Origin of the sequence: Erwinia pyrifoliae DSM 12163, from assembly GCF_000026985.1 — a bacterium.
GTDB classification, from domain to species: Bacteria; Pseudomonadota; Gammaproteobacteria; order Enterobacterales; family Enterobacteriaceae; genus Erwinia; species Erwinia pyrifoliae.
In genome coordinates, this window is sequence record NC_017390.1 from 1,068,110 (window position 1) to 1,082,625 (window position 14,516).

At 55.8% G+C, this 14,516-nt stretch carries 15 protein-coding genes; 5 read left to right on the forward strand and 10 right to left on the reverse strand.

All coding sequences use genetic code 11. From position 1 onward, the window contains the following. The first annotated feature begins 53 nt into the window (after positions 1-53). Positions 54-476 carry a hypothetical protein gene (locus tag EPYR_RS04740; RefSeq protein WP_012667275.1) on the forward strand — a complete coding sequence of 141 codons (423 nt, stop codon included), beginning with the start codon at positions 54-56 and terminating at the stop codon, positions 474-476. 35 nt (positions 477-511) lie between these two features. Here EPYR_RS04740 and speG read toward each other — a convergent pair whose 3' ends face one another. From speG to fliE, 10 genes are all read right to left on the reverse strand, one after another. Next, complete coding sequence (speG, locus tag EPYR_RS04745) at positions 512-1,078, reverse strand: spermidine N1-acetyltransferase (protein ID WP_012667276.1); 567 nt, start codon at positions 1,076-1,078, stop codon at positions 512-514. A gap of 120 nt (positions 1,079-1,198) precedes the next feature. Further along, the gene (locus EPYR_RS04750) at positions 1,199-2,065 is read right to left on the reverse strand and encodes a nucleoside-specific channel-forming protein Tsx (RefSeq protein WP_012667277.1); all 867 of its coding nucleotides are present in this window, start codon (positions 2,063-2,065) and stop codon (positions 1,199-1,201) included. Between the two features lie 453 nt (positions 2,066-2,518). Next, positions 2,519-2,935, reverse strand: a complete 417-nt coding sequence (locus EPYR_RS04755; protein WP_012667278.1) for a flagellar protein FlhE — start codon at positions 2,933-2,935, stop codon at positions 2,519-2,521. Continuing rightward, the gene (gene flhA, locus EPYR_RS04760; protein WP_012667279.1) at positions 2,932-5,037 is read right to left on the reverse strand and encodes a flagellar biosynthesis protein FlhA; all 2,106 of its coding nucleotides are present in this window, start codon (positions 5,035-5,037) and stop codon (positions 2,932-2,934) included. The genes EPYR_RS04755 and flhA overlap by 4 nt, the downstream gene beginning before the upstream one ends. Beyond that, positions 5,037-6,182: a flagellar biosynthesis protein FlhB gene (flhB, locus tag EPYR_RS04765; protein WP_012667280.1), complete on the reverse strand. Its 1,146-nt coding sequence runs from the start codon at positions 6,180-6,182 to the stop codon at positions 5,037-5,039. Before flhB ends, flhA begins: the two co-directional genes overlap by 1 nt. A gap of 18 nt (positions 6,183-6,200) precedes the next feature. Further along, entirely contained in the window at positions 6,201-6,833 is a 633-nt protein-coding gene (gene cheZ / locus EPYR_RS04770) for a protein phosphatase CheZ (RefSeq protein ID WP_012667281.1), read from the reverse strand. Then, a complete protein-coding gene (cheY, locus tag EPYR_RS04775; RefSeq protein WP_012667282.1) occupies positions 6,830-7,222 on the reverse strand; it encodes a chemotaxis response regulator CheY in 393 nt (130 codons plus the stop codon). The genes cheZ and cheY overlap by 4 nt, the downstream gene beginning before the upstream one ends. Before the next feature lie 50 nt (positions 7,223-7,272). Next, complete coding sequence (locus EPYR_RS04780) at positions 7,273-8,322, reverse strand: protein-glutamate methylesterase/protein-glutamine glutaminase (protein ID WP_014538641.1); 1,050 nt, start codon at positions 8,320-8,322, stop codon at positions 7,273-7,275. A 2-nt stretch (positions 8,323-8,324) separates the two neighbouring features. Continuing rightward, complete coding sequence (locus EPYR_RS04785) at positions 8,325-9,176, reverse strand: chemotaxis protein-glutamate O-methyltransferase (RefSeq protein ID WP_012667284.1); 852 nt, start codon at positions 9,174-9,176, stop codon at positions 8,325-8,327. 9 nt (positions 9,177-9,185) lie between these two features. Continuing rightward, positions 9,186-9,518, reverse strand: coding sequence for a flagellar hook-basal body complex protein FliE (gene fliE, locus EPYR_RS04790; protein ID WP_012667285.1), 333 nt, complete (start codon positions 9,516-9,518; stop codon positions 9,186-9,188). Between the two features lie 266 nt (positions 9,519-9,784). Between fliE and fliF the strand changes: the two genes are divergently transcribed. Genes fliF through fliI form a run of 4 tightly spaced genes read left to right on the forward strand, consistent with a single transcriptional unit; the run spans position 9,785 to position 14,511 of the window. Continuing rightward, positions 9,785-11,470, forward strand: coding sequence for a flagellar basal-body MS-ring/collar protein FliF (gene fliF / locus EPYR_RS04795; protein ID WP_012667286.1), 1,686 nt, complete (start codon positions 9,785-9,787; stop codon positions 11,468-11,470). Further along, a complete protein-coding gene (gene fliG / locus EPYR_RS04800) occupies positions 11,467-12,453 on the forward strand; it encodes a flagellar motor switch protein FliG (RefSeq protein WP_012667287.1) in 987 nt (328 codons plus the stop codon). Before fliF ends, fliG begins: the two co-directional genes overlap by 4 nt. Continuing rightward, positions 12,440-13,150 carry a flagellar assembly protein FliH gene (locus EPYR_RS04805; protein ID WP_014538642.1) on the forward strand — a complete coding sequence of 237 codons (711 nt, stop codon included), beginning with the start codon at positions 12,440-12,442 and terminating at the stop codon, positions 13,148-13,150. Before fliG ends, EPYR_RS04805 begins: the two co-directional genes overlap by 14 nt. Then, the gene (fliI, locus tag EPYR_RS04810) at positions 13,147-14,511 is read left to right on the forward strand and encodes a flagellar protein export ATPase FliI (RefSeq protein ID WP_012667289.1); all 1,365 of its coding nucleotides are present in this window, start codon (positions 13,147-13,149) and stop codon (positions 14,509-14,511) included. The genes EPYR_RS04805 and fliI overlap by 4 nt, the downstream gene beginning before the upstream one ends. The last annotated feature ends 5 nt before the right edge of the window (positions 14,512-14,516 follow it).

Sequence of the window (14,516 nt, forward strand, 5' to 3'; positions counted from 1 at the left end):
CTTACCCGGTCAGGCTTAGACTGTCAGCATACAGGACTCAGGCAGGAATAATGATGAAACGGCCGATCGCAGCGCTGATAGCGGCGTGGATGTTAACGGGGTGTGCAACCATCGTCTCCAGCGAGACGCAGGATGTCACGCTGCAAACCCAGCCCCCCGGGGTGAAATTTGTGGTGCAGGACGAGAGCGGTAAAGCGGTAGCAGAAGGCTATACGCCAAAAACCGTGACGCTGGAAAAGTCTAACGGCAACTACTTCGGTAAGAAAAAGTATCTGGTCATGCTGGAGCGTGCCGGCTATGTGCCGCAGACGCTGCCGCTGAAAGAGAGCGCGAACCTGTGGTATTTGCTGGGCAATATTCCACTGCTTGGGTTCCCTGGCTGGCTGGTGGTTGACCCGTTCTATGGCGGGATGTACAAAATAGAGCCTCCGCGCCTGCAGGTCGTGATGAGCCGGGTCGGCGCTCGCGGAGCCTGATGATTAAACCAGGCCTGGCCGGATTTCCGGCCAGCTTACTGTGCGGTGGGTTGTACCATGCCCTGTGCGGGTTTGTAACGCTCCAGAAACTGTGGCTGGAAGATGCACATACGGATGGTGTTACGGTATTCACCGTTAATAAAGAACTCGTGGATTAACTCGCCTTCCACCTCAAAGCCCAGCTTGCGATAGATGTGAATCGCCTTTTCGTTCTCTTTATCGACAATCAGGTAAAGCTTGTAGAGATTCAGTACCGAGAAGCCATAATCCATTGCCATCTTGACCGCCTGACTGGCCAGTCCTTTGCCCTGATGACTGGGGGCGATGATAATCTGAAACTCCGCCCGGCGGTGAATATGATTAATTTCCACCAGTTCTACCAGCCCCGCATTGCTGCCGGCATGCTCCACCACAAAACGCCGCTCGCTTTGGTCGTGAATGTGCTTGTCATAGAGATCTGACAGCTCCACAAAAGCTTCATAGGGTTCTTCAAACCAGTAGCGCATCACGCTGGCGTTATTATCCAGCTGGTGGACAAACCGCAGATCTTCCCGTTCCAGCGGGCGCAGTGTAACGTCGTGGTCAACAAATTTGGCACACATAACTCTTCCTGTTTGCAGATGCTGTATTGCCCGCCAAGTATAGTGTTTTGCCGGCAGCAAAAAAACGCGCCGGACGGCGCGTTGAGCTGTTGGCGTCTTTATCGTGCGCCTTGCCGGCGATCAGAAGTTATAGCCAACCACCAGGTAGTAGCCGAAGCCGGTGGATTTCACGGTGAAATCCCCGCCGCCGAAGTTCTGTACCACGCCGTCGTTCCACTGTCCGCCGTTGTGGAAGTAACGCGCAACAAACGAGTAGTGCCAGTGGTCGTAGCCGAGAGAAAGAATATGACTGGAGGCGATGGCATTGCTGGTGCGTGCCGGCCGGGCGTTATCGCCAAGGTTGGAACCCCAGTCAAAGTTGGTGAAGCCAATATAGCTCAGATTACCGCCCCACAGGGTGGTGAGCGGCACAAGGTATTTCACTTTGAAGCGGTAGCCGTCCCAGCTGTCCTCGTTAGTTGCGCCGTAGTTTTCCCACTGATATTTCGCATACAGGTTCAGCGACAGGCCAATGTCAGAATGGGTATCGATGTCGGTGCCCAGCCCCATATACCAGGTATTTTGGCGGTTGGCTTTATTATCGCCCATATCGTAGACGTAGTTGTTGGCGAAATACCACTCTTTGAACGGGCCAAAGCCCAGCTGGGTGCCGGTCAGTTTATCGATAGAGAAGCGTGGTTCGATCTCCATAAAGAACGGGGAACCGTCATCCCACGCGCCTGTGTCATTACCGTTGCCGGTGCCAAAGAATTTCGGCACATCGATATAGCCGTAAAAATCAAACCAGTCTTTATGCGCAAAGGCTTCGTATTCAAGATACACATCGTTACTCAGCTTGGGTCCGAAGCGGGTGTGATAGCTGCCCACCACGTTAACGCTCTGATGCCACCAGTCTGAAACGTATTCGGCGTTACCGGTTTCAGCGGCTGAGGATTGCGTATAAGAGAGCGCGGCCAGCGCTCCGGCGATCATTATTTTATATTTCATTCGTGCTTTTCACATGCTCAGTGACCTGTCTGGCAGCTATCGTTCAGGTCGGGTTGCCGCTTCTACAGGCGAAAATGGGTGGTTACAGCTGTGGCGAAAACACCCGCTTAAATGCTGCGGCAGTGTGCCGCTATCAGCGCTCTAGCAAATAGGTATCACTCGCGCTTGTCAAAGTCTGTTTCATTTCAATTTAGTTAAAGTGTGACTTTAATCACAAAAAAACCATGCAGAGTGAACTTTATCGCTATGGTGCTATTGAGAAGATTTTTTCTCAGGGTAAACGGTTGCCTGGTCATGAATGGGCAAATCGCGCCGCTTTAGTTACTGACCCTATCGATCTGGTTGCGCACCGAACGCGCTAAATAATAAGGTTTTCTTATAAAATAAAGGCCTGGATTGCTGACTGACAGCCAGCCGCCGTCGCGATGGGCGCGCCGACTTGGCCCGTTACTGCTATCGCGCGCTGGTGCGGTAGTTGACGGTCAGATGATTATTGAGGATGGTGAGTACCGGATCCAGTGGTCCCCGCGTCACCGTGGTATAGACAAAGCGGAAAGGGCCGTCGGCGGGAAATGACGACGGCAACGCCTGCTCACCGGACAGCGCGGGCAACGCCATACAGCGCCCCCGGCTGCATAACGTTATTTTCAGGCCAGGCGGTGGAGCGCTGTCGGGGGTAATGCGCCATGCTACCCGTGCGACCACGGCCGATGTGGGAAGCGGCCCGCCAGGCTGTAGCTGGCGACTGGTGATTTCCTGCTGACCGCGAGCAATCACGCCGCCGAAGCTCTGACGGCTCCAGGAACCGCTGTGGCTGGCGTGCACGGCAAGCGGCAGGATCAGCAGCAGGGCAGGCAGCACGCTTTTCACGACTGGCCGCCTATCATCCAGGTCATGCGCACATTACGCTGGCTGTTTATCTCCTGACTTGACAGCACCACCAGCTGCGGGAAGATGCGCCGCAAATAGCGTGACAGCATCAGGCGCAGAGAGGGGTTAACCAGCAGCACCGGCGGGGCTCCAATGCCTTCCTGATGTTGCAGAGCCAGTCCGGTCTGCTTCATCAGGTTTTCCGCAATACCCGGCTCAATGGCGCTGCCGCTTTGTGTGGCCTGCACCAGCAGTTGTTCCAGTGACAGATCCAGCCCAATCACCTGAATGTCGTCATCAGCGGTAAACCACTGATGGGTGATTGAGCGCGCCAGGCGCACGCGCACGCGGGCGGTTAATTCATCGGCATCACTCTGCGCGCTGGCAAATTCGGCCAGCGTGTCGATGATGGTGCGCATGTCGCGGATGGCAATACGTTCGGCCAGCAGGTTTTGCAGCACCTTATGCAGCGTGGTCAGCGAGATCACGCCAGGTATCAGGTCTTCGACCAGCTTAGGTGACTGTTTGGTCAGCTGGTCAAGCAGCTGTTGCGCTTCCTGGCGGCCAAACAGCTCTTCGGTATGGATGCTGATCAGATGATTCAGATGGGTGGCGACCACCGAACTGGGATCGACCACGGTATAGCCCAAAGTTTGTGCCAGCTCGCGCTGCACTTCATCGATCCACAGAGCGGGTAAGCCAAATGTCGGTTCCACGCAGGCCGTGCCCGGTACGTCACCTTCCGCACAGCCCGGGTTGATCGCCATAAAGCGTTCCGGTATCACTTCGCCGCGACCGATCTCAACGCCTTTGAGCAAGATGCTGTAGGAGGTGGGAGAGAGATCGAGGTTATCGCGAATATGCACCGGCGGCGGCAGAAAGCCCATCTGCTGGGCAAACTTTTTACGGATACCGCGCACGCGCGTCAACAGCTGGCCCTGCTGTTCCTGATCGACCATCGGGATCAGCCGGTAGCCGACCTCCAGCCCGAGCACGTCCTCCATCTGCACGTCAGACCAGGTGGCTTCATTGACCTGTGCCGCTTCGGCTTCGGCCCGCGCTTTATCTTCCGCTAATTCCGTCGGGCTTCCGGGACGTGCGCCTGTCTGGCCTTCACGGCCGCGCAGCCACCAGGCGATGCCCAGCAGCACGGCGGTAAACAGTAAAAACACCATGTTTGGCATGCCGGGGATCAGACCGAGCAGGCCGATCACCCCCGCTGCCAGCAAGATAACGCGTGGCGAGCTGAACAGCTGGCCGATCATCTGCTCGCCAACATCCTGCTCGTTGACCACACGCGTGACCACCACGCCGGCAGCGGTAGAGATCACCAGCCCCGGGATCTGCGCGACCAGGCCGTCGCCGATGGTCAGCAGCGTATAGGTTTCTGCCGCCATTCCCGCCGACATATCATGCTGCATAATACCAATCATCAGACCGCCCAGCACGTTGATCACCATGATCATCAGCCCGGCAATCGCGTCACCGCGCACAAACTTACTGGCACCGTCCATCGAACCGTAGAAATCGGCTTCCTGCGTGACTTCCTGGCGGCGGCGCTTGGCTTCCTCTTCGCCAATCAGTCCGGCGTTGAGATCGGCATCTATCGCCATCTGTTTGCCCGGCATCCCGTCCAGCGTGAAGCGAGCACCCACTTCGGCGATGCGCCCGGCACCCTTGGTGATGACCATAAAGTTAATGATGATCAGGATAATGAAGACGATAATCCCGATGGCAAAATTACCCCCTACCAGGAAGTTACCAAAGGCTTCAACAACGTGGCCAGCGGCAGCGGTTCCGGTGTGGCCATCCATCAGGATCACACGCGTTGAAGCCACGTTAAGCGCCAGGCGCAACAGCGTGGAGAACAGCAGCACCGTCGGAAATGCCGAGAACTCCAGCGTCTTCTGGGTGAACATTGCCACCAGCAGGATCATGATCGACAGCACGATATTGAAGGTGAACAGCAGATCCAGCACGAAGGCTGGCAGCGGCAGGATCATCATTGCCAGGATCGTCATAATCAGCACAGGGCCGGCGAGAACTTGCCACTGCGTGTCTTTCATCTTCGGTAAACGTAACCGGGCGGCTAGATTGGCCATCACTCTTTACTCTCTTGGGCAAAATCCAGTGCTTCAGGCACCGGAAGGTTTTCAGGGGTGTTTGGCCGTTGTCCATAGCCTTTACGCCAGCGCCTGAGGCTATAAACCCAGGCAAGGACTTCCGCCACCGCATGATATAAATCGGCCGGTATCGGCGCGCCAATCTCACAGTGGCGATAAAGTGCTCGCGCCAGCGGGGGCGCTTCAAGCATCGGAACCTTATGGTTTTCAGCCAGTTCGCGAATGCGTAAGGCAACCAGACCGCTGCCTTTCGCCACAACTTTGGGTGCGCCCAGGCTGCCGTCTTGATATTTCAGCGCCACGGAGTAGTGGGTCGGGTTATTCACTATCACGTCCGCATCCGGTACATCGGTCATCATGCGTCGCTGCGCCATGGCGCGCTGCATCTGCCTGACGCGCCCTTTAATTTGCGGGTCGCCTTCCTGCTTCTTGAACTCATCTTTGATTTCCTGGCGGCTCATGCGCAGCTTTTTCCAGTGGCTGTACAACTGGTAAATCACGTCAAAAGCGACCATCGGGATCAGCGACATAATGACCGCCAGCAGGCAGCCAAGCAGCAGGCCGCTGATATCGGTTAATGCCATACCGAGCGGTTCAAAAATCAGCCGGATAAACTTCTCTTTATTCAGCAGCAGATACAGACCACCGCCGAGGGTGGCCAGCAGCACTTTCAGAATGGCCTTCACCATTTCTGACGCCATCTGTGCTGAAAACATGCGCTTGATGCCGCTAAGCGGATTGAGCTTTTTCAGCTTCGGCGCTAACGACTTTCCGCTCAGGATCAGGCCACCGATCAGCGGCGGCGCGCTGACAGCCGTCAGCAGCAGACCGAAGACAAACGGCATGATGGCCTTAAAGGCCTGACCGAGCAGGGAAGAGCTACGCTGCAGCATCTGCGCCGGGTCGAGGATCAATAGCCGGTCAAAAATCATCGCGTTGTGCAGCAAACTCTGTAAACTGCGCACCAGATTACCGCCGGAGCACAGCATCAGCCCCCAGCCGACCAGCAGCATCAATAGCGTGGTCAGCTCCTTAGAACGCGGGATCTGTCCTTCTTCGCGCGCCTTGGCAATCCGACTGGGCGTGGGGGCTTCGGTTTTTTCGTTATCACTTTCTTGCGACATAGTGGCGTATCAGCTCACTCAGAAGCCAAGCGATTCCAGCAAATCATCCACCTGCTCCTGCGAGGCGACGATGCCTTCGGCGGTAGAGTTGATTTGCGGACCATTTTTCAGCTGCGCTTGAGAATCGTCGCGATCGGGTTCTATCTCCTGCATATTTTCCAGCAGCACGCAGATCAGCTCTTTTTCCACCAGCTCAATCACATTCACCAGGCCTTGCAGAACTTGCCCGGTCAAATCCTGGAAGTCCTGCGCCATCATGATCTCGGTCAGCTGCTGATTGGTTTCCCGGGTAACCTCAGGTACCTGTTGCAGATAGGCGCGTGTCTGTATCACCAGCTCGCGTGCGTCCTCAAGCGGCTGTGGGTTGGCAAACCATGCGTCCCAGTTGGCCGACAGGGCAGTCGCCTGGTTGCCCAGCTGCTCCTGAAGCGGACGGGCAACCTCGACGCAGGTTAATGCGCAGTTTGCAGCCTGCGAGGTTTTATCTACCACATAGTCAAGACGGTCGCGGGTATTAGGAAAGGCACCGGCCATCTCCTTGAGCACCTGTTCGAGACCGAGGTTTGCCATGCTGTTACGCAGCACGCGCGTCAACTGCCCGATACGTGAAAAAATATCTTTGAAGTTGTCGGCGCTATTATCAATTGTCATTGGCGTTGACCGAGTTTTTCGAATATTTTGCCCAGCTTCTCTTCAAGCGTGGCAGCGGTGAAGGGTTTGACGATATACCCATTAGCACCGGCCTGAGCGGCGGCAATAATGTTTTCGCGTTTTGCCTCGGCGGTGACCATCAGCACCGGCAATGTCATCAGTTCAGGCTCCTGACGAATGGTTTTCAGCAGCTGAAGACCATCGATATGCGGCATATTCCAGTCGCTCACCACGAAATCAAACGATGAGGTGCGCAGTTTGTTCAGCGCATCCTGGCCGTCTTCAGCCTCTTCGATATTTTTGTATCCCAGGTCCTGCAACAGATTGCGGACGATGCGTCGCATGGTGGCAAAATCATCAACGACCAGGAAACGTAGGTTTTTATCCATTTAGATTGTTTTCTCAAAAATCCTCCTGACTCGGTGGAGGTGTACCGCATTTACTTTGGTGGCTTTGCCCGACCTTGTCGGCTGCAACGTGCGATCAGCCGTTGACTGATATCCTGCAAATCGATGACCTCTGCTGCCGCCTGTAGGGCAATGGCCTCACGCGGCATGCCAAACACCACACAGGTTCGTTCACTCTGCGCCAGCGTCCAGGCGCCTGACTGGCGCATCGCCAGCAGGCCTTTGGCTCCGTCAGCGCCCATGCCGGTCAGAATGGCACCGACGGCATAATGGCCAGCCCCGGCGGCAACGGAGTGAAACAGCACGTCGACCGAAGGCCGATGGCGGTTCACCGCCGCATTGCGGTTAAGGCAGATTTGATATCCCTTCTCCAGGCCAGCGATCTGCATATGCCTGTCGCCGGGAGCAATGTACACGGTGCCGCTCTCCACCGGCTCGCCGTCCACGGCTTCTTTCACCCGCATGGCGCACAGCGCATTCAAACGTTGGGCAAAAGACAGGGTAAAACCGGGTGGCATATGTTGTGCAATCACCACTCCGGGGCTATTGGCGGGCATCCGTGTCAGTACCTGGCGCAGTGCCTCGGTTCCGCCAGTCGATGCACCAATAGCGATGATCGTTTTTACGCCAAAACGCGCGGTGCCGAGGCTGTCTGCCGATATCGGCAGGCGATAAGGCATCGTCGACTTCGCCGCGAGACGGATTTTTTCCGCCGCCTGTACTGCCCAACTGCTTAACTCCGCAATCTGGCTGGCATCCGGCTTGGCGATAAAATCCACCGCTCCCATCTCCAGCGCGTTCAGCGTGCTCGCCGATCCCTTTGCCGTCAGCGATGAGATCATCACCACCGGCATCGGGCGCAGGCGCATCAGCCGGGAGAGAAACTCCAGGCCGTTCATTCGTGGCATATCGATATCGAGCGTCAGCACGTCCGGATTAAATTTTTTTATCAACTCGCGGGCGTTAATCGGGTCGGATGCGGTTGCCACCATTTCCATATCATGTTGCTGATTCACCACTGCGCTGATCATATTGCGCATCAGCGCGGAATCATCGACGCACAGCACTCGTATCTTGCTCAACTTCAGCTCTCCGTTAGCGCATAAGCTGCCTGTCCAAGCAGGCGGAACGGGCTTTGGCGATGGTTGAAATGCTCCGAATGGCCGACAAATAACAGTCCATCCGGCTTCAGCTGCTGTGCAAAGCGCTGGATCAGGCGGATTTGGGTCGGCAAATCGAAATAGATCATCACGTTACGACAAAAAATCGCATCAAACGGACCGGGAACCTGCCACGATTCGTCCAGCAGATTCAGTCGCTGATAGTGGATCGCCGCCAGCAGCTCACGCTTGGCCCGTACCCGATCGCTGTTTATTCCGATGCCGCGCAGAAAATATTGTCGCTTCTGCTGCGGGCTGAGAGTGTGTAAATCCGCCATGCGGTAGACCCCGGCTTTGGCCCGGTTCAGCACGTCGGTATCAATATCCGTTGCCCAAACTCTGGGGCCACCAATGGCCGGACCAAGACAGGCATCCAGCGTCATGGCAATAGAGCAAGGTTCTTCACCGGTTGAGGCTGCCGTACACCAGACGCGGTACCCGGCACCGTGGCTGCGGGCATGCTCTTCCAGCATGGGAAAATGGTACGCCTCGCGAAAAAAAGAGGTCAGATTAGTGGTTAACGAATTAACAAATATCTGCCATTCTTCACTGTCCAGGCTGGATTCAAGAATATGAATATATTCACTAAAACTGTCTAAAGATAATTCCCGCAGTCGCCGGGACAGGCGATTAAATATCATGTCCCGCTTCTGTTGGCTAAGGACAATTCCCGCCCGCTGATATATCAGCTGACTGATTTTTTCTAATTCCCGGTCGGTCAGTGCATCCGACGAGTGGCTTAAACGCGCAGAGCTACGTAGATTCTCATTTTTCATGCAAAACCTTTATGCAGGCATATTCATCACTTCCTGATAGGCGCTTAGCATTTTATTACGTAACTGAACGCCAAAGCTGAAAGCAACGGATGATTTCTGTAGGGACAGCATCACATCATTCAGGCCAATATCGCTGCTACCGGACATCCAGCTCTGGGTTTGCGCTTTTGCCGTTTGTTGAGATTTATTGATTTCATTAATGCTATTAAACAAAGCATCAGAAAAGTTTGGGCCGCCACCCAGGCTTGTTAACTTTCCGTTAGAAAGAAATTCATCAGGCGCAGATATTTTTTGTGCCTGCGAATGCATTTGCCCAATCACATTGTGAATTGAAGATGACATTATTTTTTCCCGGATAATAAATAAATCAGAATGTAGCAAGTTTTGTGCAGCTTTATGTGGGTGTAGCTTAACATGCGGTGATTAATGGCGAAAAACCCGAAAAGCCGACAGAACATCGAGCTTATTTATCCTTAAAAAAAACTCCACTCAGAGGATAATACCGACCTCAAAATTTATCCGAAAAAACTTCGTCGGCTGCTGCCTTGCTTTTTAGCAGGTTTGTAAGCAGTTATTCGCTGCGTGATTTCTTGTTACAGGATTACGGCATGAGTGCCACAACAGATGATTTAAAAAACAATCCCGCAGATAGCGTCAAGGCGGCGATGAACTCGTTACGCAATAACCCTAAGCTGATGCTACTGATCGCTGCTGCTGCGGCGATTTCGGTCATGATTGCCCTGATGTTTTGGGCCAAAGAGCCGGGATATCGCGTCCTGTTCAATAATGTCAGCGATGAGGATGGCGGTGCCATTGTCAGCCAGCTATCGCAGATGAACGTCCCTTACCGCATTGATACGCCGGGGGGCGCTATCATGGTGCCGGAAGCTCAGGTTCATGAAGTGCGGATGAAAATGGCACAGCAGGGGTTACCGAAAGGCGGCTCCGTTGGCTTTGAACTGCTCGACCAGGAAAAGTTCGGCATCAGCCAGTTTAGCGAGCAGGTTAACTTCCAGCGGGCGCTGGAAGGTGAGCTGGCGCGCACCATCGAAAATCTTGGCCCGATCCAACATGCCCGCGTGCATCTGGCCGTGCCCAAACCGTCGATGTTTGTGCGCGATCAGAAGCAGCCTACGGCTTCGGTCAACGTGACGCTGGCGCAGGGTCGTACGCTGGATGACGGTCAGGTGACGGCCATTACGCATCTGATCTCCAGTGCGGTATCCGGGCTACCGGCGGCGAATGTTACCCTCGTCGATCAGCGCGGCAACCTGCTGACGCAAAGCGGCACGGGCGCACTGCAATCTTCGCAGGTGAAGTACACCAATGAGATTGAAGCGGATTATCAGCAGCGTATTCAGCGCCTGTTGGCACCGCTTGTCGGGGACAGCAATGTGCGTACTCAGGTGACGGCACAGTTGGACTTTACCCAGCAGGAGCGTACCGACGAACAGTACCAGCCGAACGCCGAGCGGGAGAAAATGGCGATCCGTAGTCGCCAGTCAAGCCAGGCCGCGCAGGGCAACGGCCGTGGTGCCGGCGGTGTGCCGGGCGCGCTGAGCAATCAGCCACCAACGCCGGCAACAGCGCCGCTGACCAAACCGCTTAATGCGCCAGCAGCGAACGGCAAGAATGCGAACAATGAGAAAACCCCGGCCGCTGGCGAGGTAGCTCAGCCTTACAACAACCGTAATGACGAAACGACCAACTATGAGCTGGATCGTACCCTGATCCATACCAAAACCAGCGTTGGCCATATTCAGCGTCTCTCTGTCGCCGTGGTGATCAACCATATGGCGCAAGGTGCTGAAGGTAAACCCGGTCCGTTGCCTGCTGCCGAACTGGCGCGCATTAATACACTGGTCAAAGAGGCCATTGGCTACAGCGAGCAGCGCGGTGACAGCATTAATATCGTCAACTCACCGTTTAACGGCGTAGCCGAAGAGGTGATGCCGCCGCTCTGGCAGCAGCACAGCTTCCAGACGTTGATGATGACGCTTGCCCGCTATCTGGTGATTGCCATTATTGGCTGGGTGATGTGGCGCCGGCTGGTACAGCCCGTCTGGATCCGCCATCAGGACACCACCATCAAGCGCCTGGAACTGGAAAAAGAAGCGCGCAAGCTTGCGTTGGATGAGAAAAACAATGCGGCAGAAATGACCGCCCATGCCAAAGCAAAACGCCGCACCGATACCGAGATTAATGGTCAGCAACTGCGTGAACTGGCAGAACAGGAACCACGGGTTATCGCCCTGGTTATGCGTCAGTGGCTGAACAAGGAACACAAATCATGAATGCTTGTGACAAATGCGCCATCGTCATGCTGACGTTGGGCGATGAGCTGGCTGCTGAAGTTTTCAAACACCTTAATGCGCACGAGGTGAAGCAAATCAGTAGTTCAATGGTGAATATGGCTGGCTTTACCCACGATCAGATGTCTGCGGTACTGGAAGACTTCAGCCGCGATTCTGGTGAGTATGCGGCACTAAGCCTCAATACTAACGACTATCTGCGCAACGTGCTGGTGAAAGCGCTGGGCGAAGAGCGCGCGGCATCCCTGCTGGAAGATTTGCTGGATACCCATCAGGGCACCAACGGTATTGAAACGCTGAACTTTATGGAGCCGCAGGCGGTATATGACCTGATCCGTGACGAGCATCCGCAGATCATTGCCACCATTCTTGTGCACCTGAAACGTAACCAGGCGGCTGACGTGCTGGGCAAATTTGACGATAAAGAGCGTAATGACATCATGCTGCGTATCGCCACCTTCGGCGGCGTACAGCCTGCCGCTCTGCAGGAGTTGACCGAAGTGCTGAACAACCTGCTGCACGGTCAGAATCTCAAACGCAGCAAAATGGGCGGGGTACGACCGGCGGCCGAGATCCTCAACCTGATGAAATCACAACAGGAAGAAGCGGCGATTGATGCAGTTCGCGAGTTCGACGGCGAGCTGGCGCAGAAGATCATCGATGAAATGTTCCTGTTTGAAAATCTGGTCGAGGTCGATGACCGTAGCATCCAGCAAATTCTGCAAGAGATCGAAAGCGAAACGCTGCTGGTGGCGCTGAAAGGTGCCAATATGGCATTGCGCGATAAATTCTTCCGCAATATGTCGCGTCGTCAGGCAGACCTGATGGCCGAAGATCTGGCCTCGCGCGGGCCGTTGCGCCTGTCGCAGGTCGAAGCACAGCAGAAAGCCGTATTGCTGGTAGTACGTCGTCTGGCAGAAGCCGGGGACATTCTGATTGGGAGCAGCGACGATGCCTACGTCTGATCAAAGCAGTAAGCCACAATGGCGCAGCTGGCAGCCGGATAACTTGCTGGAAGCGGTCATTCCTCAGCATGATCCCCTGCCGACCATGGAAAGCGGCACCTCTGACGCGCAGACACAGGCCGAGCTGGCACGTTTGCGTAAACAGGCTGAACAGCAGGGCTATAACCAGGGCGTGACGCAGGGAAAAGAAGAGGGCAGGAAACAAGGCTACGATGCCGGCTACCAGAGCGGGCATCAAGCGGGAGTTGCCCAAGGGATCGCCGAAGCGCAAGCCGCGCAGCAGGTGCAACTGAAGAGCATCGAGGGCTGGATCACCTCTTTCAAGTTGTCGCTGGATAACCTCGACAGCCTGATCCCCAGCCGGCTGGTTCAGCTGGCGCTGCAGGCGGTACAGGATCTGCACGGTAGCGAACAGGTGACTAACGGCTCCGTACTGCTGGCACAGATTAGACAGCTTATCAGGCAGGATGCTTTGCTGCAGGGGAAAGTGCGGCTGGTGGTTCACCCCGATGACCGCGAGATGATCGAATCAATCCTCGGCGATACGCTGAAGGCCAGCGACTGGGAAGTGCAGCTTGATGCGCAGATGTCACCCGGCGGTTGCCGCATCCTGACGGCAGACGCGGAGCTGGACGCCACGCTGGAAACCCGCTGGCAGACTCTGTGCCAGCTGGCGCGTGAGGAGCTGTCCATATGACCCGCCATCTGAAAAGCTGGCTGGACACGATTGAACGCACCGAAGCCAAAATGGGCGCAATCCCGGCGTTTCGCCGTTATGGCCGCCTGACTCGTGCCACCGGCCTGGTGATGGAAGCCGTGGGGCTGAAGTTACCCATTGGGGCAATCTGTGTCGTAGAGCGCCACACCCGTGACGGTATTATGCCGGTCGAAAGTGAGGTGGTGGGTTTTAAAGACCAGCTGCTTTATCTGATGCCGCTGGAGCATGTGGATGGCGTGCTGCCAGGCGCGCGCGTGTACGCCCCGGATGGTGACAACGACGAGGGTAAACAGCTTCCGGTCGGGCCACAGCTGCTTGGCCGGGTGCTGGATGCGCAGGGGCGCCCGCTGGACGGACGTCCGGCACCGTTAAAAACCCGCTGCGCCAGCCTGTTCACCCAGCCGATTAACCCGCTGCACCGCGATCCGATCAAAAGCGTGCTCGACGTTGGCGTACGCGCCATTAACGGCCTGCTGACCGTCGGGCGCGGGCAGCGTATGGGCCTGTTTGCCGGTTCCGGAGTGGGTAAAAGCGTGCTGCTGGGCATGATGGCGCGTTTTACCGATGCCGATGTGATCGTCGTCGGGCTGATCGGTGAGCGTGGTCGTGAAGTCAAAGATTTTATTGAGAACATTCTCGGTGCAGAGGGGATCGAACGCGCGGTAGTGATCGCAGCACCTGCCGATGTGTCGCCTGTTTTGCGCATGCAGGGTGCGGTCTACGCGACCCGTCTGGCAGAGGATTTCCGCGATCGCGGAATGAACGTGCTGCTGATCATGGACTCTCTGACGCGTTTCGCCATGGCACAGCGTGAGGTGGCGTTGGCAATTGGTGAACCGCCGGCAACCAAAGGTTATCCGCCATCGGTGTTTGCGCGCCTGCCGGCGCTGGTTGAGCGTGCGGGTAACGGCGTTGCCGGGGGCGGTTCTATCACCGCTTTTTATACCGTTCTCACCGAAGGCGACGATCAGCAGGATCCGATTGCTGACTCTGCGCGCGCCATTCTCGACGGGCATATTGTGCTGTCACGGCGTCTCGCCGAGTCCGGCCACTATCCGGCAATCGATATTGAAGCCTCGATCAGCCGTGCGATGACCGAACTTATTCCGCACGCGCAGTACCGCAAGGTGCAAAGCTTCAAGCAGCAACTTTCATCGTATCAGCGCAACAGCGACCTGGTGAGCGTGGGGGCTTATGTCAGCGGCAGCGATGCCTTGCTCGATCGTGCCATTGCGCGTTACCCGCAAATGGAAAGCTTTTTGCATCAGTCGATCCATGAAAGCTGCGGCTATGCAGAAGCCGTTAGCGCACTCTCTACGCTGCTGCCTGACGTAACCTGATAAAC